The organism is Pseudomonas sp. 4CAES_32.4 (assembly GCF_058136335.1).
Genome location: NZ_CM176882.1, coordinates 3249786 through 3274455, shown reverse-complemented (window position 1 = coordinate 3274455; position 24670 = coordinate 3249786). Strand labels below are relative to the sequence as shown.

Sequence of the window (24670 nt, the reverse complement as noted above, 5' to 3'; positions counted from 1 at the left end):
CTGATATCCGGGCCGACTGCTGTCTGGGTGAAAACGGAACGTTCAGTGGCTTGGTCAATGTTCCCGGATCCTTCTTCACAGACCTTGGGCTGACAGATAGTTTGGGAGCTTGTCGCTCTTGAGTGTAAATCTAAACTTGTTCTATATCCGCTACACTGCTCCCATATCGGCCCCACTCCGCCCTCCCTTCGCGACATTGGCAGCCTTCAGAAGTGGCTGAAGCTAAGCATGCAGTCGATGGTACTCCTCAAATTCTGAAGATACTTTTTGATCGACCAACGCCAAACTCTCTCCATTTCCGAACGTTTCAAGAGTCAGATCGACCTGGCGATCCTGACAAAATCGCTCCAGCAGAATCCAGAACGGCTCGTTGTGGTCGATATGCAAATCCTTGCGATTTGTGATTATCGCCTCGCTCACCGCGCACTTCACCGGCATGCCCAGCGCGTCACGAAATGCGATCAATTGAGAGCGCACTTCAAACCTCAATGCCTCGCATACCTTGCAATGTGGCGATTGGACGACGCTGGTGATGCAGCGTTTGTAGGAGAAACCATCTTCACTGCCATCGGTTCGAACGAGTTTGACCCCCCTACCCGCTCCCACGGCATTTCTCACGATCTTGAAGTGGTCGATCCCGACACCAATTTTTCTGCTCGCCTCCGGATGCAGTGCTATTAGCAAGTGCAATTTTTTTACTGCGAGCTTGCTAGTGATCACGCCTATTGGTGCGTTTTGCAGATAGTGTTTGAGTCAATCCAACATCTTTTTTTTTGATTTGTACTCAAACGGCCCCAACCAGAACATTCAGAAGTCTTCCTACCTCATCGGTAAATTCGAGTCGAAATTACAAGACGCTGGGTGACAGTCGTATCAGAGCCAGTGACCTTCAAGTAACCGTCTCACACTCCCCCATCAACCTGTCCAACTTCAGACGCAACTTAAACCTCCGCAGCCACATTGTGGTGATGCCCAAAGGATGTGCACGGACACGGAGCAACTGCGCTGGTCGATTTGAGATACCCGGATTGGTCGTCGAATAAGATGTGCGACTTCAATACGCCCAGAACCTTGCCTTTCTCGATGCCATCCTGAAAAAAAGGTTGGCCCGGATGCCCCAGCTCTTAAGCGTTTTTATCGCACGATCAGGGGGCCGAGCATTACCCGGATGTGCATCCGCCAAGCTGTTAATAGGTGGGCACTACCGAAATCCATGGTGATTCAGTTTCTCAAAGGCCCAAGGTCAATCGCCAGGCAGCGAAGGTCGGTAACCTCCGCAATCATGGTGTCGCCGGCCTCGTGATAGGCGAAAGTGCCGAGGAAGTAAAACGTGAAGTACCTTACCACTCGGGCCTGATCAAGAAGTTCATTCACATAGCGCCTCGATCGGTGCTGAGTCATAACCTCATTGGAGACGTGGAGAAAGGCTTCCTTACCCGCGACCTTGTCGAAGAACTGGAACACGAAGCCAGCCCCTTCTCTTCGCTCGACCCTCCCGCCACCGCTGTAGACGTATCCTGGGGTATCAGGTTTGGCCCAAGCCACCTTCTTGAAGTACGAACGCAGCGGTATCTCGCCTCGCCCTGTCACGTTGATGATTACCTCAGGAAACAGTTCTTTGAGGGCCTCGCGTGTGTCGTGGTAGTAATCCACCAGCTCTCGAAGATCTCCGCTCCGGTGCTTCCGGTCGGTTCGAGTACCTTCTGCGCCACCGCCGCCACGACGACGATTTGGCCCAGCCTCGTCTTCGTTACCTAGGACGACTCGAGGTGGACGTACTGCCGGTTGTTCTGGCTGCGTCGGGGGAACAAATATATCGATGATCGAGGTGAGTTGGCGCTTGGCCAGGCGGGTGCGTGTTTGTAACTCCGTTTCTCCTGGTAGCGATGCATCGCTACCCTCATCTTCATCGGGCAGCACCCACTCGCACTCTGCATGATGGGCATAGTGCTCGTTGTCCTTGTAGTGTGGAGATTTGATGCGCGCTGTGTCGGTCGGGTGGATGTCGTAATTGACGGCTGTGATCTTCGGCACCACCTTGAGCATCCTGCATTCCGGTGATGAGCACTGGAACACAAAACGGCTGCGGGGTTGGTTTTGATTGAAGTAGGCCTGACGCGCGCCTCCAATGGTCAATTCCTCACCCAGTTCCACACAATACGCGCGGGTTATCCTTCGCTTCGTTCGCATCCCCAGCCTCAACGCAAAAGCTAGAGATTAACGCGATGGTTATAGCGCGCCAAGGTCTGATATAGAGCTATTAGCTAAGACTTTGGTCTAGCCATGTTCCGTTGAGAACCTCCGATATAGGTCAAGGGTTTCGCCAGATCGGTTGCAATCCCTTGACCAAAGTCGGAGGTGCCGAAAATAAACATCAGGTCGTTGTCCTACACCACTGTCTGATCACCTTCAGTCGCGGTCACATCCTCCGTTGTAGCATTGTTGGTAATGCCGAAAGGAATGTGGACAGACGGAGCAACCGCGCTGGTCGATTTAAGATGCCCGGATTGGTCGTCGAAGAAAATGTGCGGTTTCAACACTCCCAGAATTTTGCCTTTGTCGATGCCACCCAGGAAGAATGCGTCATTGGCCATTACGCCCCAGCTTTTAAGCGTATTCATCGCTCGCTCATGGGACGGAGCATTGCGGGCCGTGACGATCGAAACGCGGATGCGGTTTTCGTACTGCGGGTTCTGCTTTTTGTGCTTCTCCTCGACCGATTGGATCTTGGATATCCGCACCATGAACTCCTTCAGCGGCCCTGGGTTATGAGGCTGCATGACGTTCTTCACTTCATGGGCATGGAACTCTGTTAGCCCAGAGGACTGCATGATCGACTCAGATTCATCGCCGGCGAACACGCCGTCAAAGTCGAATGCGATGCGCAGGGTTTTGTCAGTCTCGTCGTCTTCGAACTTTGATTCGAGCACTTGCCCTGCCGGATACCCCGCCTTAATCGCACCCTCCACGTCTTTTTTTTCACCAGACAAAAACAACGCAATATTCAGTGCAGGGATGTACTCATACGGGGATTTCCCTTGCATGAATATCGCCCGTGTCATCCCAAGTCCATAGTGCTCGATTGTCTTCAGTACACGCAGTCCAGTGTCAGGATCATTCCGCGAAAGAAGGATCACCTCTACTAGCGGATCCTCAGGATCGGCGCTCAGGTCATTCACAGACAGCAATCGCTTGATGAAGGGGAACGCTATCCCCTTTGGTAGCGGGTCATGGAGGTGCTCTTGCTGAAATTTGCGGTACTCTTCCTCCCCCTGACTCTGAAACACCGCGTCAGATGCCAAAAGATCGAACACAGCGCTCGAAGCCACGCCGATCACCAATCGGTTTTCTAATTCGTAAGGCATTGGAATCTCTTTAGATGCTTTTGAACGCAAATGTTGACGGGCACTGAACGTGTCGATCGACGCTTTTGGCACAGTGCGAATTGCGAGTCAGGGGCCTCATGCTAGTAAGCCCAGCGGGCATCACATCGCCTGCGTGTGAAGCCCTCCTCCATTGGCAGCGCACGCATGCCAGAATCAGAACGCAGGGCAACTAGTCATCGGTGCCCCGAACGTCATGTGCTTTCCTAATTATGCAAACATACTTCAACAATTTTCTGCAGGATTGAGGTCTTGGCTGACTCGCGGAGCTTCACGATATCGAAGGTGAAGCTGGAGAAGAAAAGCTCGCCTAGCGGGTGACTCAGCACGGGAAACTGAGTTCCGCATTCACCTGTGATTACGGCGTTGTAAACCAGGCTTTGCTTCGGGATGGTGTTGTTGGCCGATTTATTGGACGCCACGAAGAACCATGCGCCTTCGACGCCATTGTCTTGAATGAACACGCTATGGCGTTGCTTCTGCCGGGTCGGCGTTAGATAGTACGGGAGGGCTGCCGCTTGAATACCTACCTCGCGCGATGGTGAGAGGCCGCTGTCCTGGCGTTCCTGATTGTCGAAAAGCGTATTGCCGATAATGGCCGGGATGCGGCCCGTGTTGTAGGCCTTCAACCAGGCGTTGGAGCCCTTGTCACGAATCAGGAAGGCACCATCCCAGATAGAATCGTAAGGGTTCTTGTCTTCCTTTCCGAAAATCGTGGCGAGCTTCTTGAATTCATGGTTGAACTCACCCTTGGAAGTGTCGTCGAATCGGCGTGAATTCTCGATTTTGATGGTCTCACCACCAACGGTCACATCGAGAACCTGAATGTAGACGTTTTCACCCCAATCCCTTCGGCAACTCATCAGCTGCAGTTGAAGAGGTGGCAGGGTCGCCCCCTTGATGGTCACGGCCTTGTCCCGGAAAATTGACTCTTTCAGCGCCAGCTCTTGCAAGCTTTTTACTATTGATGCGGCAGATGGGGCTTTGCTGGGAAGTACGTTGAATCCTTGGCAAATGCTATCGACCGCTTCAGTGAAGCGATGCAGTTTTATCGACGTGTAGTAGTCGAACTCGGCTGACGGTTTGCGCCGCTTGGCCGCCAGCGCCTGCCAGAATGTATTGAAGGACTGGTCGGAGGCGGCATCGAAAATGCTGGAGCCGTTTTTGCTTCCCCCGGGAGACTTGACCTTCTCGCTGACGACCAAATAGTTCGTTTTACCAACTTGCAGCTCGTGGGGTGCTGGAAGGCTATCAGCAGTCAACACTCGGGATGCGCCGAATTTATGTGCAAGGTGGGCGATGCTGCTATGCCAAGCCTCGTCACTCGATGGGTTCGCTGCTGTATCGAGCAGCCAGAGCGGGTTTGAGATCGTCGGAACCCCCTCTAAGAACGTTTTGACCTGGTGGGTTGCCTCGTACACAACGGGGCTGAATTCAATGCCGGAGTGCTTCAGTAAGCGGTCAATGCGATTTAGGCAATCGGTTTGATGGTAGTTGATACTGTTGTGGTACTGGTCGCACGCCTTGGCATTTACGTTGTTTGTGGCGAACGCCATGTAGTTACGATCACTGTCCGTTGTAGCGTTGAGCCGACGGGCGCGCTGGAAGCGTTTTCCGGCCCAATCGAACATTAGTAACCCAGTCTCGGCCACTGGCAAGCTGACGGAGTCCTGCGCTAAGGAGCACAGCATCGTCACCCTTTTGAGGCTGATCGCGAGCTCCTGCTCCTTGGAAAAGTACAGGTCGTATTTCAAGGCGTCGAATATATGGCTACCGTTTCTAGAGACTCGGCTCAGCACCAGCCCAATGTACAGGTCGGCATTGAATTCGACGGGGGCTATGTCGTAATGCTTTTCGACGTCTGTAAGGAACGAAAGCTTAAGCCTCAAATCCAGCAGCGCCTGGATCGCATAGTGGAGATTGAGTGAGTGCTCAGTAACGATGCCACGTACCTGGCCTAATATGGGCGACTGATTGCTCAAATAGAGAAAGCCAAACACGCCCTTTCTACCGCTGAATTTGCAGTAGTGCACCCCGGTGGAGGCCGAGAGGCCGAGCTTTTTGCGAATGAAGTCCTTGATGGTTGAGTCGACCCGCTGGAAGTATTCTTCGGGTTTTTCGCCAGGGTTTCTGGTGACCTCCACAACGGCAGCCTGAATGTGCCCTACCCCTTCGCCGGGATTCGACAAGCGATCCAGAATACCTTCCAAGTCACCGGGCAGCTTCAGCATGTTCGTGCGGGCCTTGGCCGCTGCTCCTGTTTCCAATACGTTGAAGAGGGTCATTGCGCGTTCCTTAGCAGCTGAACCAAAGTGGGGTTGATCATCAGACGGTCATCCACCCTGTGGATGCGGGTCGTATCCGTGAGAGGGACGTACTTGGCGATCATCTTGAATGCGTTGAGGAAGTGGATCGACTCACCGAAATTAAATTCGCGCTCGGCATTGAGATCGTTGTCGTCCGGTTGTGTGTTCACGTAGAGGAAGCGCGGTTTCAGTTTCAGGCAACCGCACAGCTCATACATGTCCTGTCGTTTCTTCTCCGCCCGGCGAAGGGTTTTGAGGGACAGCTCTTGATTATCCAGGCTGCCCGACCAACGCTTCACGTCAATGCAGATGATAGTGTCTCCATCTCGGATGTAGGTGTCGTAGCGCTCATACACCGCTGCACCTAGGAGATCGATCAACTCATCGAGACTCAGTGGCGTGATACCAAGCGCGGAGAGCACCTGCGAAAAAATGAATTCCCCCACGTTCCCTTTCAGCAGTGGAATGAGCGCAGGATTTGGCAGGTGCACGTCTATCCCGTCAATGGCCATGTTGCAGGCCAAGTTTATGATGCCTGGCGCCGAGTCATGGACTTTGCTATCCGTCCGCACGTAATCCGGTACAAGCCATTTGCCCGGCTGATAGACAGAGTACCCATGCAGCAGGTCGCTGAGGTGATGGACGCTCTCCGAGGTCGTGCAAACGGTAACCTGATCTGTAATTTCCCTTGGCAGGTAGAAGGCACTGATGACCTCCTGGTAGTAACTGGAGGTCTTTACCAATGGGGATGCCAGCAGCTTGCGTACGTATTTTTCCGGAGCAGTGATGCTCTCCGGCGATCGGAGCAGCTCGTTGAGCGCCATGGCATCCCGATTACCCTCACGCGCACTTCTGAGAATCTTGTTTCGGAATGCTCCGCTAAAGAAATCTTCGATGTCGCTGGCGCAGGCAGCCACAGTGGTGGTGAACTCCTCACGCGCTGCCTCATTCGCGAAGCATCGGCGTTCTGCTTGTTGCAGGCAGAACTGCATCAGTCTGTGATTGAGCAGCGAAAGGCTGTTGATGAGTAGATCGTTACCTTCTCTGCGAAGTCGGCTATAGCGCACCACCAGATCGTCGATTAAGTCACTTGGCAGAAAAATTTCGGTGTGGAGATGGCTGTCCCGCCGTTCCACGCGTCCCACGGCCTGGATGATGGCTTTCAGTACTGCCAGGTCATGTTCTTGGTTCAAGATGCGGCGGTTCTTGGGCTGCATCAGATTTGAGTCGAACTGAGACAAGCGAACCGCCTCACTCTCCCCGGATGAGATGTGTTTGAGCAAGAGAATATGGTTTTTGACGGTGTTGAGACCGGTGTCTTTCTCACGAATCGCGCTGTAGAAGGGAGTATTGACCAGCACCAGTCGGTCAAAGTCTTGATGGAAGTTGTCCTCGGCCCTCTCAACGAACAGGTTGAGTCCGGTACCGGCGCTTCCGTAGGCGGAGATCAAGCAGATGCGGGTATCGGCACCCACCTTGAGGTAATCATCAATGTCGACTTCTCTTGCCAGCTGAGAGTTGAAGAGAATGACCCTGATCTTGGTTTTGCCCTCAAAGGGATTCAATTCGAAGATCTTGTCGAGGTACAGGCGCCGCATGCCCCTCAAGCGTCCATCAATACCTTGCGCAAACAACGCTCTGAAGAGATCGGCAAACCGATTGTTCAATGAGAGAACGAAGGTGTTCTTCCCGTCCCAAGCGGCCATAAGCATCGCCTCGATCTGCCGGCGGTACGCAGACATCCGATACTTGTTCTCTTGGAAACCAGGCGGAAGGAGCGACTTTGACCAGAAGCTGTAGGCGCTCTTGAAGGCGGGGTCGCTGCGCAAGCCGCTGATGTCGTCGGTGGATGTCTTATGGAAAGGCCTGACTTCCATTGTCCTAGCTTTGGAACGTGCAGCCCGTAGATCTGCCATTGCGCCCACGTCGACTGCGCAACGCTGAACCACGCGGACGTCAAGGCTTGTGGGTGAGGCTTCCCCGTAACGGGTAAGCATTTTCCTGGAGAAGTTTCCGGAGTAGGAGTTTTGAAAGCCAGTCGTGGCGCTGAGGCACATTGCGCTGTTCTGGGTTCCGTGCAGGATGCGGAGTAGCTTGACCTCGGGTAGCTCCAGAATCAAATCAAGGTGGAAATCAACGAATACCCGGTTCTTAACCACCTCCCCGCCAAAGGGGATCGTATCTACCTTGACCAGTGAAAACACAATTTTCGGAGCGAAAAAGGTGAAAAATGCATCGACGAAAATTTCCGCATCCTTGGCACGGTCGAACACAGAGGCTACGTACGAACGATGCTGGCGAGACTTCTTGATGAACTCAGACAGTGGCGCGTTCTGACTGGCGTTCTCGCCAAGCTCCAAGATCTGCCGCAACGGGCTCTGTTGAGGAATTGTGGAGCATGCGTACAGAGCGCACAGCATAACCTGCAGGAAATCATGCAGGGTTGGGTCTGTGGATGGAGCGCCGTCATCGAAGGACAGACGGATCTCACTTTTCCCGCAGACAGATCGCATCCGAATTCGCTTCAGGGCTTCCTCGTTGTAGAAGCGCCTGGGTGTCAGGCTGAAGATGTTCCGTGACAGCGCCAGGATCTGTTCTACGTCGCGGTTATTGATCGTGATATGGCCGACATTCCCTGAACACATCTGCAAGATGGCGTCGAGGCTTACGCTGGTCTCGCAATCTTCTTCGTAGTGTCGGCGTAGGTTTTTCATCAGCTCCGCCGCTTCGTCGAACGCGATGGGCTCCTCATCATCAGGGCCATACTCAGCCGAGATCATCTCCATCAGGCGGTGCAGACCGGCAATGACATGGGGTGGCTTGACGGTTTCGCTGACCAGCTTTTTCTTGCTCTCGTCAAAAATTCGGTCGTAGCTGTCGTGCTCTTCGTCAACGACGAGGTTGAAGGTGATCCCATGTGCTTGGAAATAGTTGGATTCGTCAAAGACGAAGAAATTTTCTTTCAGGTAGCTAACTTGTTCGTCATGGGAGAAGCTGCAGGCAGCTCCGATCGGGGCGATACTCTCCTCTTCAGCATTCGTTGGTGGACGCTTGGCCCCCAAAATTTCCTCAAAGCTCAGCTTCTTGAGGTTCGGCTCACGCTTCTTGTCGAGATACACAATGTACGCCCGCTTCAGAAATCGGGCAGTGGTGGCGATGAAGATGGTTGGCCCCACCTTGGCTCGTTCGAAAGGCAAAACATGATCGATGACTTGGATTTTTGCCCGCTCTCGATCATTGCTGGCGCTCTGAAAGCGCTGCTGGGTGGTCACGAACTCAAAATCAACCTTCTCACGAATCACGGCCTTGGCCAAATCCTGTAACGCGTGGAGCAGGCGTTGTTTCGCGGCATCAATCCGACGTGCAAGCTCCGCTTCGAGCAGGTAGTCGGTACTCCCCAGCTTCAGATAGCGTGCCTGTTCAGCCTCCGTTGCTCTGAGTCCACCGATTGCGTTGCCCAACTCGCTGACCGATTCACGGTAATAGTCGGAGTTTAGAGCCTTAGTCCAAGCGACGTACAGGTCTTCATTGCGCGCCTTCGATACCCAGCCGACGAAACTCAGATCGGACAAGTCCTGCTCGGCCAGGAAGCTAAGAATACTAACGCCCCGCTCAGCGGCCTTCTCCTGGGTGACCTTGGAAACGTCTATCTGCGCTTTGTGCGGAGTGATGAAAAATAGGTTGCGGTGGCCACCAAGTTCACTACGAATTGCTGAGTGTTCGACGAACTGATCGAACACGTTGTACGACTTACCGAACCCAGTGCCATCGTTAGCAAAACTTATTGATGGGTTAGGTTTGGCATTCCCGTTGAAGAACGGCGCCAGCCGCGCCCGATGTGAATTGATCTCGTCGCTGAGCGCAGCACTGATGCTACCGTCCTTACTGTTCATTGGCGTCCTTAGCATGATGGCAATTTAGTGCGCATCAAGTCAGCTGAGGTTGCTTCCAAACAAACTTGTTTGCAAGCGGGATCAAGGGGCGTATGCCGATGGGACAAAAAGAAAAGAATCGAGAGTTCTTCAGGCTGTCAGCACCAGTATAGGAATCTCCTATTGTCTCTGCAGCTGCGATGTACTGGCACACTAACGCCTCCCCCAAAACCCAGCGTGCGATCACAACTCTAAATCGCTTTGCAAACAAAGCTCTGCCAAGTGCTGAGGGACATCGCTATTTTGAACCCACAAGGCAAGAGCTTCATAGGTCGGGGCATGTCAAAGGGCGCAAAGCCGTCCGAGTACCAACGCGTATCGCTGGTTTTCACGGCAATACGGCCTTCATGCCGACGCGGCACACCGGGTTTTTTGATCCGGCGTTCAAGCAGCAAGTTATGATCACGCATCACGCAGTAGACCCGTTTCACGTTGATCGCCGGCAGCGACCGCTTTTCTCGCGCACGACGCAGTAACCCCCAGACGCGACGGTATCCATAGCGGGGCAGTTTGCTGACTCCTAGCTGGATTTCAGCGACAGTTCTAAATCGTTCACAGGCCGGTTTCGCCGTACCTTAGGCGATACAGATTGCTTGATTCGAACCGTTAATTGCGAGCGCGCCACACCGAGACATTCACTGACCAGTTTCACTGGTCGTCCCCCGGCAACAAGGGTGAGTGCGCAATCCATTTTCGCGACCGGGCAATCTCCACGGCCCCTTTGAGGATCTTGGCTTCCAGCTTTTTCTTGCCCAGCATCCGTTGCAGTTCACGGATCTGTTTGAGCGCATCGCTTAACTCGGAAGCAGGCACCACGGGTTCACCGGCACTGACAGCCGACAGCCGACAGCCGACAGCCGACAGCCGACAGGCTGCCGTCCTGATAAAGCTTGCGCCACTGAAACAGCTGATTGGCATTGATGCCGTTACGACGAGCCACCACTGAAACGCTTTGGCCTGGCTCAAGACCCTCTCGCACCATGGCCAGTTTTTGCTCTGGGCTCCATCGGCGCCGCCGCTCCGGGCCCAAAAGCTCTCCACTCTAATCTTTGCTGTTAGTCATAAACATAACCGTTTGCCTATCCCTTATCGTAAGGGGGAAACGGTGTCCTGTCTTTCATGGGGCTAGTCCAATCGCGAGTCAGTGAAGCACAGCGCCAATGAGGCAGAGATAGCCTTGGCCTCATTGCACGAGGGGTCGGCCGGGGTATGAAGATATCCCCAGATAGCAATCATAGAGATAATGATGCTGCACAGGCCCTATCGTTGTAATGGTTCCAAGAGTTGAGACCAGTAGAGCTCAGCCGCCCCTTCTTGGCTCAGCTTGCCACCCCGCCCTGCTCCGTGGCGCCCCATCAGTGTCTTAAAATAGATCGTTTGGTCATCAGCCTCTAGCGACAATGCCTCGTTGTAGCCATTGCGGGAGATCTGCGCAGAGTAGGTGATGCCGTTTCGGTCAAAGCTCCCGCCAATGACTATCGCGCATTCTGAGACTACTTTCCCCTCACGGTAGATTGAAGCTGTGAATCGCACGTCACTCACTTGTCGCAAAGCACCCTGAATACCCGGGTTGCGCGCTTCAAGCTCTGCCAACGAATTTTCAAAGAAGCGGCGAATGTAGTCGAAACTACTGTGAGCGAACTGATCTTTGTCATAGTCAGAGAAGCTCTTTCGCAATCTAAGATTGCTTGAGCGAACTGAATCGAATGAAGTAGCCGACCCGTGAGCAGGAGTAACTGTTGCCTGTGGACGCGATTGCACTGTCGCCCCCACGTCGCGGCGAGCCATCCCTTGGAAAAGGGCCCTTATCTGTCGCACGACATCGGTGTAGGCCTCATCCAGGTTTGTCCAGCTGGTGATTGGCTTACCATCCTGAGGGACGGCCAGAAGCTTTCCGAGCGGACTGTGTTTCCAATCACATGCTCGTAGGATCACTGGTACGACTTTGCATTCACCTCGCGCATGGCGCTCTAGGGCGCGTTGCATCTCGATTGAATAGCAGTAATGAGAACTTAAAAAGCTTGCACTCACCAGGAGCAGGATGATCTCTGCCGAATCGATTTGTGAATCGATTGCTTCATCGACACTTTCTCCTGCAAGAATTCGACGGTCGTGCCACGACTCAACCGTTCCCTCGTATTTCAAGGAGGCCAAGTGCTTCTCGAGCTGGTCTCGAAGCGATTCATCGTCATGACTGTATGAAAAAAATATTTTCGCCATTGAAGCCCCCAAAAAAGGTCGTTCTCTGTTATGACGTCATCACGAGCCCAATGGGTTAGGTACAGTGCGCGAGGGAATACTGAGTCGAAAACAACTTTGAAATTCGGTCACAGAAAAGGATTTTACCGAGCGTCAAACTTCGCTGATTGCTACTGTACCGAGCACCATCCGCAACAACCCAAAAAGGCAATGGATATGCGCAAAAAATCACAGTCCTGGCTCGTACCACTTCTAGTACTTTTTGCCGTTCTTTGGCTCATGGGGAAAAAAGACTCTCCCCCTCCTCAACCACAGTCGACGTCACCGTCGATACCAAGTGTAGTCGAACCGGCCGCGGAACCTGTACCCGCTGTGAGCTCAACGCCATTGATCGAACAGTATGTCAGTACGGACAAGTTGAACCTGCGAGATCAGCCCGCGGGCAAAGTAATTTCAAGCCTCAAACGTGGTCATCGAGTACAGGTGTACGAGAAGAAAAATGAATGGGTGCGTGTCAGCGCGGATGGGCAGCCGGCCAAGTGGCTTTCATCAAAAAACCTGTGCAGCGGCCCTGGTTGCTATGCCCTCTCAGAGCCTCGCCCACCTATCCAGCCGGCAGTTCGACCCAACAGCAATGTCACACCTAGCTATGGATCATCCTGTCCATGCTCTTCCGGTAGTGTCTGCATCGGCCCCAGAGGCGGCCGGTATTGCATCACCTCCGGTGGCAATAAGCGCTACGGTATTTGAAGGGAGCGAGCAGCCCCCGTCACTCGCACATCTTGAGCTCCAAACAGTTGCATCGCAATTGCCCACGGAGCTCAGCAAGTTAGATGTCCAATCCTTTTTGGCTCGTCTTTTCAAGCCTCATTCGATTGGACGCCGTCAGCTTCTGAAGCCCTAGCTCCCGGGCCATGGCATGCAGCAGCGCCTCGCCTGTTTTACCGTTGGCATGAAGCTCTCTGGCAAGTGCTGCCAACTCATCGCTACTAATCTCATCTACTGGACGAATGCCCGCCTCATCGCCTGGGCGCCGGCAGACAATGCTAGCGGTATCTGTTAGATGATTCGGCCAATAGAAATCTCCAACATCATCAATCGTCATACGGTGCGTGTTCTGAGCGATCGACGACACCCTTTCTCGAATCTTGGCACCGGTACGTACCCAGCCATGAGCCCTGGCAATCCGTCGAGCAAGAATAACATCGAGGATAGGCCCTTCCTCACTGATCACATGAGCAATGAGCGCACTAAGAACATCCGAGTAACCGTTCTCAAAGAACGCATCCGGATTCACCCCTGCCACACTGGAGGCGGGATCAGACTCTCGGTAGTGAACAGTTTGAATCGGTGGATAAGGGGATTTCGGGCTGCTCAGTGACTGAGACGCGGAGGCGACTGACGCAAACTGTTCGTTTGCAAAACCACCACCCTCGTCATCGGCACTTTCGGGGATCCCGGCGTCAGCGACCACACTTGTGGCCTGCTCAATCACTTCCACAACCTCTACCACTGCAGCTTCTGCCACCTTACGAGCAGCGTCTTCACGCGCTTGCTGCTCTGCGCGCTGGGCACGGCTTGCAGAGAGCAATGCGGTCAGGCGCTCATGGATAAGATCTGCGGTGCCAACGGCGTTGATCCACCAATCCGTTGACCAGATACGCAGAACCTCCCAACCGAGCCCACGCAGTACTTGCTCACGCAGCTTGTCTCTATCACGCGCGGTGGCACTGCGATGGTAAGTCGCACCATCACATTCCACGCCGGCAAGGTAACGGCCTGGCGCATCTGGATCGACCACACCCAAATCTATTCTGAACGACGAGACACCAACTTGAGTGTGTACTTGCCACCCGCGGCTGGTAAGTGCACGGGCAACGGCTTCCTCGAAAGGGCTGTCAAAGCCCCCAACGCTACCGGAGACCGCTTCAGCCAATGCGCGAGGCCCCCGCTGAGCAAATTCCAGGAAATGCTTCAGGTCGCGCACACCGATCGATTGTGTTCTCGTGAGATCTATTTGTTCTGGTTGCAGACTGGCGAAGACGCAAAGCTCATGTCGGGCCCTCGTTATCGCAACGTTTAATCGACGCTCGCCACCTGGGCGATTGATCGGGCCGAAATTCATTGCCAGATTGCCAGTCGCATCGCGACCATAGGTGGTCGAGAAGTAGATGATGTCGCGTTCATCCCCTTGAACGCTCTCAAGGTTCTTCACAAACAGCGGCTCAAGCTCGGTGTCGGCAAAGTACGCTTCAAGTGAAGGCTCGTTGCGACGGGCTTCGTCCAACAGATCCTCTATGAGCTTCTGCTGTTCACCGTTAAATGTCACCACACCAATGGTCAGCTTGCCTTCCCGGAAACCTGGTGAACGCAAGCGAGCCACTACATCAGCGACAACTGCGCGAGCCTCGATCAGGTTGGTTCTCGATCCACCCTTGGAGTAAACACCCGCGATCTCGTGCAGCTTGACGGCACGGTCATTCGTCACAGGTGATGGGAACGTCACGAGCTTGGACTCGTAATAGCGTTGGTTTGAGAACGCAATCAAGCTTTCATGGCGACTGCGGTAATGCCAGTTAAGGTGACGAATCGGCAGGTTCGCGCTGATGCATTCATCAAGAATGCTCTCAAGATCGGCTTCAACGTCTTCATCATCCGCCGTTGATTCTGCTCGATCGAAGAAGGATGTAGGAGGAAGCTGTTTGGGGTCGCCGACCATCACGACTTGCCTACCGCGCGCCATGGCACCGACGGCATCCCAGACCGGAATCTGCGAGGCTTCGTCGAAGATCACGAGGTCGAAGGCGCTTGCCCCAGGCGTGAGGTATTGAGCAATGGACAGCGGGCTCATCAACATGCACGGCGTTAGCTTGGTCAGTACATCCGGGATCTTTGACATCAACTCCCGAAGCGGTAAATGACGCGTCTTCTTGCCCATTTCATAACGAAGCACGCCCCATTCCGAAGAACGGGTGACTGTCTCCGGATTAGGCAAATCTGCACACAGACGCGCCCGCAGCCAGTCCCGGGTCAACGCGGTGAAGCGATCATCCAGGGCTCTGAAATCACGAATTCGCTGCTCATGCTCAACGCTGACGAAACCTCGAATAACAGGTTCGTTGTCAACGACGGCGTTCAACCACCACCGCGCGTAATTTGTTTCAAAAGAAAGGCGGACTTCGCCAGGGTTTACGAGATTCTCCTCCATCGCCTGAACCAGGCTTGCGAGACCGGCGCCGATCGCCTCCTCCCGCACCTTGCGCCATGCACACCAGGCACGAACTCCCGGTTCAGATCGGACGATGGCCTCGCAGTGATGCAGTAGCGCATCCAGCGTCAGGTGCTGGATGTCCGCTTGCCCTGATTCGGAGAAGCGACCCGCTGTCGCCAGAACATCTAGGCGTTGACGAAGTGATTCAAAGCAATGACGCAACTCAGTACCCGATTGGCAAACCACACCCTCTGGCTCAAGCAGTGCATTGGCGTCGCCGAGCAGTACCTGTATCGCGCCGCGATAAGCGGAGACGAGCTCAGGCGTAGTGCCGAGCTGTGCAAGTGCAGACGCCAGTTTGCCTTGGAACGCGACCGCATCCGAGACCTTGTCTACTTTGGTTTTGAGACCCGTCCACAGCCCGGAGGTAACAGTCGTAAGGTCATCAAATTCGGACAGCGCTTTTTCAAGGAGATGGCGTTGATTGAGTACTGCCAAGTCTGCCTGCATAGTCTTGCCGCATTGGCCGGCGGCCACTGCGCCATGATCCCCCTCAACTGCTCCGTGCTCGATCACTGGACGACGCTCGGTTTGAAACGCGATAGCTGCAAACAACGGTTCCGAGTCGGTGTTAAGCCCAGCCCACAGCCCCTCTGTGAGGTCACCTAGGTGAAGGGGTTCAAGTTCCTGGTCAAGCAAGACAATGGCGCGCATGTGCGAGAGGTCTGATTTCAGTTGCTCACCGCAATGCCCTTCAGTGATCACATCGAAGGCGGTGTCTGTCCAAGGCTCGTCCGACGCCAGGCACAACATGGCCTGACGCAGTTGAATGGCCGCCTTTAGATACTGCGCAACCGATAGTGCGCCTCTCCAGATTTGAGCGCAGTAATCACCGACCTCCAACGCGTCGAGCTTATCGCGCAGGTCACGGATCTGAATCCATGAACGCAGATCTTTGGCCACATCAGGTTCCGCGTCACCGGAGACCGCACTTGAGAGCGTCTTTGTGACTTTGCGCGTCCCCATCAGAGACTTGGGCCAGAACGACTGCTCTGCGGCCTGCCAATCTGCGAGAAGCTCACGTACATCAAGCGTTTCGATAATATCGGTGTAGGCCACAGAAAGTTCCTGCGTGACCTCAGCGATAAGCTCAAGCATCTCTATTGCTTGGCTTAACGTCTCAAACGTCTGCACTGGCCATGCGGGACTGAGTTGCGACATCAGTGCCCTGCGTCTTGCCAAAAGACCGAGGCCTTTTTCAGCAGCATTCACTGTCGAAATAGCCCACACCGGTGAGAGTTGCTGGCAGAGTGCCCGATGCTTCTCTACAAGCGCGCTACTTTCAGCCAGTCGTTGCGCAATCATGCGACCGTCTGGGCGCAGCACGAATCGCCAATCATGACCCGCCGCTAACGGCAATATCGACGAGAGTAGTGAAAGCCCGTTGCAAACTGAGGGCACCAATGTCACGACAGGCAAACTTGTGGCGGCGCTGAATTTTTCTGCGGCCCGGACTGCAGCCTGCGCTGCAGGGAGTACTTCTCGCGCAGCTTGAACCAATTGTTGCTGCCATGAAGGCGACCACTCTCCCTGACACACCAGGTTGAGTGGATGAGTCGATAGAACACCATAGCCAATAGCCTGGGCATTGACTTCCAGACGATCAGACAATTCGCGCAGTGCAGCCATGTCCTCTCGCGCATGAGCATGTGGCGATGACCATGACATGTTCATTGGTGTGATGGCTGCGCCGCCGCAGACAACGCCAATCGCATGGTAGATGCTGTATCCATTCGTATAGCGCTGATGCAGTCGCTCTACATAAGTGTTCAAGCCCTCACGTAACGCTTGAAGACGATCAGCTTCAGCATGCCATGTCGCAGAATCCACAACGCCCTTCGCATCCCAGGCCGACTGCAGCTGCGCCAGGACATCGGTTTTGCGTGCTTTGCTGGAATGGACTTCGAGACAGAATTCACCCAGGCCCACTTCACGCAGACGCCGATAAACGACATCCAACGCAGCGATTTTTTCAGAGACAAAAAGCACACGTCGGCCCTGAGCTACCGATTGTGCAATGAGGTTGGCAATGGTCTGGCTTTTCCCGGTTCCAGGCGGGCCGATGAGGACGAAATCTTTGCCTTTCGAAGCAGCCATCACTGCGGACAGCTGCGAGGAGTCAGACGGCAATGGACAAAACACTTCACGTGGGTTGAAGTCGATATCCAGTCGCCGATCTTCAGGAAAGGCGATGTCAGATGGGAAAGCGTCTCGTGGCGTATCCAGAAGATGCCGAACGACCGGGCTTTCGCGAAGCGCCTCGGCGTTCTCTGTGAGGTCTTTCCACATCAAATATTTGGCAAAGGAGAACATGGACAGGACGACGTCCTCCACGACCTCCCAGCCTGCGATATCCTTGACAGCGCGTCCCACCGCTTTCCAGATAGCATCAATATCCAAGCCAGAATCGTCCCGAGGTAGTTCGGTCTCTAGCGACCCGAGAGTCAGTTCGAAATCTTGGCGAAGCATCTCGATCAGTGTCGGGTTGAACCGAGGTTCATCGTCGTGCAGAACCATCGAAAAACCGGAGCGCGCACTTTTGCGTTCGAGTGTCACAGGGATCAGTACGAGCGGTGCCCGGTACTTCTGCCCGCCTTTGTCCGCCCGCTCCCAACTGAGAAAGCCCAAGGCAAGGTAAAGGGTGTTGGAGCCCCCTTCTTGCAATGCCGTTCGCGCCCCACGATAGAGTTCGATCAGCCGTGCTTCCATTTCAGTGCTGGAGAGGCCAACAAACACCTCATACCGCTTCAAAGCATCCAAGGCGTGGAGACGACGGACATTTTCTCGCTCACGTAATTCGTACAGTGCCTGGTCACGAGGATCTGCCCCATCCATCAGGTCGGGACGTGTGAGCAATTTCAGCTTCTTACCGCTGGCCAGGATATCTTCTAGCGCTGCCGGATCGGGTGAGTCAAGCTTCAGCGATTTTTTCCCGGCTTTGAAGTTGAGCAAGTTATTGCGAAGCGATAAGTCCAGAAGCTTGCGTTGCCACCGCCCCAGGCGATCTTTCGGGTCGAGGAGGCGCTCATCCACTTCAAACGTAACCGCCTCATCAGGAAGTGCCGGTGCAATACCGACGAGTAGCTGCGACCCACCGGCAAGATCATCATCCGCCGACAGCTTCGAAACCTGTGCGTCGACGCTGGCCAATGGCTTGATACGTTGCAAACGTGCCCTGCGCACATCCAGCAGCAGGTGGAAATTTTCGTCCTGCCCTTCAGCAATCAATTGCTCGCCGCGATCAGTGCCATAAGTGAACGACGGTACCGGGTGCTGGGTTACAAAGGTCGTCTCGAAAAGCATCAGTTCCTTGAGCTTTATACGTTTGCGTACGGCCGTGATATCGTCGATGACGGTCGTGGAAAACTCTTCAGACTTAAGCCAAAAGCCCGCAAAAGCGTGCCCCTTGGTGAACACTAGGACGGGATTAAGACCCGCCTGCTCAATAGCGGCGCAGAAGAACAACGCAAGATCAAAACACGTCGCCAGACCATGATCCGTGACGTGGCTAGGGCTGCGCACTTTTTGGCCGGTTTGCTCAAAGCTCGCCGGTGGTAGTGCGTAATCCAGCTTCATACGTGCCACAGCGGCCCAGATGGCCGAAGTCAGCTCCCACGCCCTTTTCGCTCCGCCGGTGTACCCATCAAGGGCAGAGCTTTTATCGCTTTGACGTAATACCTCAGCCGCCTGCTTGAGCAACCGCTCCACCGCAAGGTCATTCGGTTGAACAAACGCCGCAGTCATGTCTGGTAGATGAGAAAGGCCACCCCAATGATTGCGAGGCAACAACTCCAATACCAAATCCAGACGAGCAATTTCCGCTCGACCCTCTTCAACCGAAGCATCCGCGGCGGTCAATGTGTAGGTGAGCGTGGCGTTTTCCGCTTCAGTGAGGCGACCGAGTAACACCCCATCTAGCACAAGGTCATGGCCCGGAATGGGCATGAATGCCTCTGGCACCAACGTGTCGATGCGCCAGGTCTTGGGTTTGAAAACTTCAGGATAGGATGTCAGCGTCAGTACCAAGTCGTTGTACTTGACCGGTGTCTCATTGACGACGCGCAGCTCCCGAATGACCGGGACAGCGTTTTGATAGTCCGCGAGGTTTAGTTTGGCAACGACGGTACTGTGAATGTGGACAATTTTAACTGGCTCAACTTCAGCTTCAACCGTGATCTCTGCGGCCTCGTCCATGTGCTTCCCCTATCCTGCCTATGGTGGCGCACATGCACGCAGAGCGAGAGGTTCGGCTCAACGCGGCCAAAAGCGCCGAAAAATGAACGCCATCTTATAACGGGCATCGCATCGAGTCCGCTGAATTCGAGGTTATAAAGGCTTTTGGCGTAACCGTTTATCGGGCTGGGTAACTAGCTGCCATGCTGTTCATGACCTTTGCCCTCGTTTGAATGAGACCAACGCTTCAAGTGCCTGCGCGACACTCATCCCCTCTCGCTCTTTATTGATAACAAAATCCGCGTCAAACGCAGCAGGATCAGTCTCCGTAAAGTCTGGATAACCCGCTTCGGCATGCTTTCGCGCGTTATCAATCACAGATTGCAGCCCCTCACGTTCAGCCAGTGACACCGCCTTTTTTCGATTCAACGGTGTTACTCCAGTCAAAGGAAAGGCGAAACTCATAAACCAAGTCGGCGGCAGCATAATTGCCGAAGGCGGTAGACCGAAAGCAAGGCGGGCTGCTTGATCCTCGAGCGTGGATCAACGCGACCAAAAAACCTGTATCCGATTCAGGCATCAGCGTTTGAAAGCGAGGTTCTCAACCAGATCAACCACATCCTTTCGATCCTTTGCTTTCAACAAATGAAAGCACTGCAGCAGATGCGCCGTCTCATCGTCCTCGCAGTAAAAATACGCCACCGGCAGATTCATGACTGCAGCGATCTGCTTCACGATGCTTTCACCAGGCTGGTGGACGCCCTTTTCGTACTGAGACATCCGCGCAGAAGCCGTGGCCGGATCAATGCCCGCCTCAATCCCCAAACGCTCCTGTGAAAAGCCTCTTAGCATGCGCGCCTCTTTCAAACGCTTGCCGAACGTGCCCATTTTCTCATCGCCGAAAGGCTAAGAGATTCTTAGATTCGCTTTGACGACATACTAAGTATTCCTTAGTATTCGGTAGAAATATCCTTTTGCCATCACTCAGCGACGCAAGGACAGGGACTCAAAATGAAGGAAATGCAGATCGTAGATGGCCGGCTCGATGAGAAATCGCGCGGCTTCGGCGGCGACATGGTGAGCTATCATTTTTGGAAAATTGACGGCAAAAAAATAGAACCGATCGAAATCCCGGATACCCTGGACGCTCACGTCAGGGCGGGGGATCGGGTTCGAGTGACGACACAGTTGGGTAAGGACAAGGTCAACAGAATCTGGGCGATTCAGGTGGCAGGAGAGCCTGTTCGTTCGGTGGTCTCAATCCCCTTCATTGGCGTCTCCCTAGGAAGGCTCAGTATCTTTCCGTTAGCGGTTGCCATCTTTACTATCTTCGTTGCCTATGGTTTCTGGGAAAACAGCGCCAACCACCGAAGCTTTCACGGTTCGTCCTACCAGCTAGCCTGGATCGCACTCAATTTGTTCGTCAGCTACCGCTACATGATTAAGCCTGTATTGGTCATCACGCGCGGCATCAAGGCGTTTCGTGAATATTGCGCCAAAACCCCAACTTCCACCTCGCCGGCCAATTGAGAAGAGCTAGCAGCAAAAAGAAGCCAGGGAGCAAAAAGCTAACAACATTGAGCAGATCCAACGCCAAGCCGCGCTCGTGTTTGGCAACAAAGAGAAGCGATCCCTCGGCTTTCTCTGCCCAAAAAAAGAATCGATGGATCAACACCATTGGACACGCCAAAGGCGTAACCGGCTGGCATCAAGTGATGCAATGCTTGAGTACAGATGTTCGAGGATGAATGCTCGGACACGACCGGCTGCGTGGTGATCTAGATGCTTGCATCTGCGGTGATTTCCCCCGACGGTGTGCAACGAAATTGCCAAGTCGTTCACCGCGTCCTGTTCCTCCAGGGGCTTCAGGATGGTTCACCGGTTGCACGAATGCTTCACTGGCGTGGTCTCGAAAAGTCCCCCGCGATAAAAGGCAGGGGTTCTCCTCCCAAAACGTTTTGGGATTAACGCCGGATCAACTTAGGTCATTCGATGACGAAAGCCAGCAAGATGTCCGCCGTACCGTCGTGAAGTTCGTCGGGGTGACGCAGGGTCACCGGGTCGCAGCGATTCCGTGATGCTCTGTGCGCCCGCCGACGTGCGACCGATTGAGTATGTGTCCTGTCGATGCGGATCATAGCGGTGGCTGCCGAACCACGCTTCGATACGGTCACCCCCCCCCGGATCGACACTGCGGAATATCCAGTCGGCATTGGCGCGTTGGCCTTCTTCTGATCCATGAATGCAGTTCCCTAATTCCGCGCGGGGTCGAAGAGCTGTCTGTCGGGATTATCAGCACGGTTATTTAAACTTCAGCCTTTGAATGCTTTCGGCCATAAGCAGTCATTCCCTATCACGTGGTTTCCAGTCCCGCCAAGGAAGCCTGTCAGGGACACTCGACGTCCGCGTCTCTCACACCGGAGAGTCAATGCTGTGGGCTTGTCTATTTCGGATTCACAAGCATATTTTCTTTGGTTTCTACGTCGATGATATTGCGAAGAGTCTCAAATAGAGGGGTGGCATCTGTGTATTTTTTTCCATAGGCGAGATTGAATTTGTAATCGAAGTCCGGTGGATTTTTGCCTTGGTTATGCTGAAGCATCGTCTCCAGCTTATCCAGCGCCTTGACGGCTACAGCCTCTGGCGAAAGAACATTTTCATAGTCATCCCAAAGAGCCAATATCTCTGATTTTATTGACTCATCCAGGGCAGCGGTTAAAAGCAAGAGGTCGTTTCTTTCCTGCTCGCTTTTGTTGGGGAACGAGTCTTTATTGACGGCGGGGATGTCTCCGCTAATAGCCTCTCCCAAGTCGTGAATAACACACATCTTAAGCATCTTTAGCATGTCGAGTCCGATTAAGTAATCCTCGAAGACGATGGCCATCAGGCAAAGGCGCCAGCTATGCTCTGCGGTGCTTTCCGTGCGGCCTGAAGAGGTGTGCGCACTTCTGAGTACATCCTTGAGCTTTTCCGTCTCGCGCAGAAATTCGAGACGTCCTTTAATTTTTTCTATGTCCATAAAATTCTCTGACTTAGCCGGCGGACAGAATGCTGCTCACCGCGTTCACATCAGACTAAATCTCAACGTGTGCAGCGTCCACGCATAAAATATGCAGGTCGAAGCGTTTAGAGCGATTCAATCAAGCGTGCTGCTGTTCCGTCTGAAAGGAGGATACGTGTCCAGCGGCACAGGCTTTGGTTGATCGGAACGATGGGCGAATTGTTGTTGCCCGTAAGAAACTCCAGCGCTGGTGGTGCGAAGGCTTCCCGCCAACCCAATTCATCCAGCGCCAATTCCTTGGTAATGATATTTGGCGTAGCGAATCTCCAAAGCGAACAGCCCATCAGTTCACTGATCGGACTCGCGAACTGGGCTGCCCGCGAAGAAGAGCAAGCAAGCAACCGGTGCGTCAAATCACACATGAGATGAACGGGTTGCGAGCTATCACGAACTATCCGGGCCAGCGCTTGATCAGCGGCTGTGGTAAGACGAGCGGCCAGCAACTCCTCAAGCTTTTTATTCGCATAGGAGTCCAACTCCAATACGCCACTCTCCCAGCGAGAGATAGTCGATTGCGTGACTCCAAACAACTCTGCGGCATGGGATTGTTTGACCCGATGTAACAGACGCCATCGCCTGAGCATGACACCAGGCAACGCAGTTTTTAGCAACATATCGGGCATTTGGAGTTACAGGAAAAGTGGAAGTCCTGGTAAGTTTGATCTGCGCGAGACCTGCATGCAAATTGACTCGATAGCCGGAAGTTGAATTAGCTTGCCAGCAGTCAATGTCATCTGCGGAGCTGCTTGTCACTCTCTTTGAAACGACTGCTGCTGGTCGTCAGCAGCCCCCATGACGGGCTGCAAGCGTTTCACGCTCACTATGAGGAGGGAGATTAAGTGGCCTCGTATTAAACTGACCGGTAATGACCGATTTCTGCCCCTCATGACAGGCCGCAGCCGGCCAATAGCTTACTTGGATGCATAAACAGTCAAAAACAGCCATCTGAATAACCGTGCTTGTATATTCCCGACAGGCGGATTCCACTACCCCTGCGAGAACACGGAGAAGTACATTCTTGGATCAGAAAAATTGCCAACGTGCCAACGCCGACTGGGTAATCCGCACTGTTCAACCTGGTGGGATCGAACGTATCGAAGCGTGGTTCGGTAGCCATGGCTACGATCCGCATCGACACGACACCTACTCGATTGGTCGTACATTGGCGGGCGTACAGAGCTTTCACTATGCAGGGTCGCTGCGCCACGGTGTTCCCGGCAATACGCTCGTGCTTCACCCTGACGAACTTCACGACGGTATGGCTGGCACCGATGCTGGATTTCGTTATCGAATGGCCTACGTTGATCCGGCATTAATCCAGAACGTTTTGGGCGGAGAACCGCTGCCCTTTATCACGGGGGGGCTTTCGAGCGATCCGCGTCTGTACCACGCCAGTGAAGTATTCGTGCAAGCGGTGAACCATCCACTGGAACCTCTGGAGGAACAGGACGCGCTGTATGACTTGGCGATTGCGTTGCGTGCGGTCGGGGGCAAGCCGCGAGGGCGCAAGCGTCTGGATTACCGCGCAGCCGAGCGTGCCAGAGCATTCATTCTCGAACACTTGCACTCATGCATTACGCTGGAAATGCTGGAGAATGCCAGCGGGCGTGAGCGCTGGAGCCTGTCACGCGACTTCCGGACGCTTTACGGTACGAGTCCTTACCGGTTTGTCACCCTACGCCGTCTGGATCAGTTCCGTGCATTGGTGCTGGACGGTTTCACCTTGGTAGATGCCGCTCTCGCTGCGGGTTTCCACGATCAAAGTCATATGACGCGACATTTTACGCGGTGCTACGGTGCCCCACCCATGCGTTGGCTGGAACGATTGCGGGCCGCACGCTGACTTGCAGGATCGTACAAGAGCGCCCGACTCATGGCTCGATAGGCTGACGACTCCAACGATAGAGGAACCGTCATGTCTGAATCACGTCACCCACAAGTATCACTCCCGGTAAACCTGGTGAATAAGGCTTCGCTAATCGAACAACAATGGAGCCCCAGGGTTGTTGCGGAAATGAATGACTACCAGTTTAAAGTTGTGCGAATCGAAGGAGAGTTCATCTGGCATTCACACCCCGAGACCGACGAGGCATTTCTTGTACTGGAAGGCACCTTGCGCATCGACCTGCCGGATGGCTGCGTCCATGTAAGTCCGGGCGAACTCTACGTGGTGCCTCGCGGCGTCGAACATAGAACTGCTGCACAAGGTGAAGCAAAACTGATGATGATCGAGCCTCGAGGCATTTTGAACACGGGCCATGAAGATGGCGAAAGAACTGCCTTAAACGATGTCTGGATATAGTTCAGCGCCTTCGTGCGTGATGCCGACGCTGGCCGAACGCAGG

At 53.9% G+C, this 24670-nt stretch carries 16 protein-coding genes and 2 pseudogenes; 4 read left to right on the top strand and 14 right to left on the bottom strand.

The window, feature by feature from the left end:
* Positions 1-222 precede the first annotated feature (222 nt).
* From AC3Y64_RS14570 to AC3Y64_RS14535, 8 genes and pseudogenes are all read right to left on the bottom strand, one after another.
* A complete protein-coding gene (locus tag AC3Y64_RS14570) occupies positions 223-720 on the bottom strand; it encodes a DCL family protein (protein WP_489984203.1) in 498 nt (165 codons plus the stop codon).
* A 221-nt stretch (positions 721-941) separates the two neighbouring features.
* Positions 942-1058: a hypothetical protein gene (locus AC3Y64_RS14565; protein ID WP_489984202.1), complete on the bottom strand. Its 117-nt coding sequence runs from the start codon at positions 1056-1058 to the stop codon at positions 942-944.
* A 163-nt stretch (positions 1059-1221) separates the two neighbouring features.
* A complete protein-coding gene (locus AC3Y64_RS14560; RefSeq protein WP_489984201.1) occupies positions 1222-2154 on the bottom strand; it encodes an ATPase in 933 nt (310 codons plus the stop codon).
* A 233-nt stretch (positions 2155-2387) separates the two neighbouring features.
* A complete protein-coding gene (locus tag AC3Y64_RS14555) occupies positions 2388-3365 on the bottom strand; it encodes a 5'-nucleotidase (RefSeq protein WP_489984200.1) in 978 nt (325 codons plus the stop codon).
* Between the two features lie 224 nt (positions 3366-3589).
* Entirely contained in the window at positions 3590-5668 is a 2079-nt protein-coding gene (locus AC3Y64_RS14550) for a hypothetical protein (RefSeq protein WP_489984199.1), read from the bottom strand.
* Positions 5665-9582, bottom strand: a complete 3918-nt coding sequence (locus tag AC3Y64_RS14545; protein WP_489984198.1) for a hypothetical protein — start codon at positions 9580-9582, stop codon at positions 5665-5667. The genes AC3Y64_RS14550 and AC3Y64_RS14545 overlap by 4 nt, the downstream gene beginning before the upstream one ends.
* 332 nt (positions 9583-9914) lie before the next feature.
* Positions 9915-10651 (bottom strand): annotated as a pseudogene (locus AC3Y64_RS14540) (transposase); the annotation flags it as partial.
* 230 nt (positions 10652-10881) lie between these two features.
* Positions 10882-11841 (bottom strand): toll/interleukin-1 receptor domain-containing protein, encoded by a 960-nt coding sequence (locus tag AC3Y64_RS14535; protein ID WP_489984197.1) that lies wholly within the window; start codon positions 11839-11841, stop codon positions 10882-10884.
* A gap of 30 nt (positions 11842-11871) precedes the next feature.
* Between AC3Y64_RS14535 and AC3Y64_RS14530 the strand changes: the two genes are divergently transcribed.
* The gene (locus AC3Y64_RS14530; RefSeq protein ID WP_489984196.1) at positions 11872-12570 is read left to right on the top strand and encodes an SH3 domain-containing protein; all 699 of its coding nucleotides are present in this window, start codon (positions 11872-11874) and stop codon (positions 12568-12570) included.
* 79 nt (positions 12571-12649) lie between these two features.
* Here AC3Y64_RS14530 and proA read toward each other — a convergent pair whose 3' ends face one another.
* The 3 genes from proA to AC3Y64_RS14515 form a co-directional block, all read right to left on the bottom strand.
* Positions 12650-19285: an anti-phage protein ProA gene (proA, locus tag AC3Y64_RS14525; RefSeq protein ID WP_489984195.1), complete on the bottom strand. Its 6636-nt coding sequence runs from the start codon at positions 19283-19285 to the stop codon at positions 12650-12652.
* Between the two features lie 189 nt (positions 19286-19474).
* Positions 19475-19729 (bottom strand): hypothetical protein, encoded by a 255-nt coding sequence (locus AC3Y64_RS14520; RefSeq protein ID WP_489984194.1) that lies wholly within the window; start codon positions 19727-19729, stop codon positions 19475-19477.
* A 114-nt stretch (positions 19730-19843) separates the two neighbouring features.
* Complete coding sequence (locus AC3Y64_RS14515) at positions 19844-20152, bottom strand: helix-turn-helix domain-containing protein (RefSeq protein ID WP_489984193.1); 309 nt, start codon at positions 20150-20152, stop codon at positions 19844-19846.
* A gap of 123 nt (positions 20153-20275) precedes the next feature.
* Here AC3Y64_RS14515 and AC3Y64_RS14510 point away from each other — a divergent pair, with 123 nt between their 5' ends.
* A complete protein-coding gene (locus AC3Y64_RS14510) occupies positions 20276-20794 on the top strand; it encodes a hypothetical protein (RefSeq protein ID WP_489984192.1) in 519 nt (172 codons plus the stop codon).
* 144 nt (positions 20795-20938) lie between these two features.
* Here AC3Y64_RS14510 and AC3Y64_RS14505 read toward each other — a convergent pair.
* From AC3Y64_RS14505 to AC3Y64_RS14495, 3 genes and pseudogenes are all read right to left on the bottom strand, one after another.
* Positions 20939-21508 (bottom strand): annotated as a pseudogene (locus AC3Y64_RS14505) (AraC family ligand binding domain-containing protein); the annotation flags it as partial.
* Positions 21509-21707: 199 nt separating this feature from the next.
* Positions 21708-22283, bottom strand: coding sequence for an HD domain-containing protein (locus AC3Y64_RS14500; protein WP_489984191.1), 576 nt, complete (start codon positions 22281-22283; stop codon positions 21708-21710).
* Between the two features lie 107 nt (positions 22284-22390).
* Positions 22391-22948 carry a helix-turn-helix domain-containing protein gene (locus AC3Y64_RS14495; RefSeq protein ID WP_400645357.1) on the bottom strand — a complete coding sequence of 186 codons (558 nt, stop codon included), beginning with the start codon at positions 22946-22948 and terminating at the stop codon, positions 22391-22393.
* 395 nt (positions 22949-23343) lie between these two features.
* On the opposite strand from AC3Y64_RS14495, the gene AC3Y64_RS14490 reads away from it, so the two are divergent.
* Entirely contained in the window at positions 23344-24168 is an 825-nt protein-coding gene (locus AC3Y64_RS14490) for an AraC family transcriptional regulator (RefSeq protein WP_489984190.1), read from the top strand.
* Between the two features lie 72 nt (positions 24169-24240).
* The gene (locus AC3Y64_RS14485) at positions 24241-24627 is read left to right on the top strand and encodes a cupin domain-containing protein (protein ID WP_400645352.1); all 387 of its coding nucleotides are present in this window, start codon (positions 24241-24243) and stop codon (positions 24625-24627) included.
* The last annotated feature ends 43 nt before the right edge of the window (positions 24628-24670 follow it).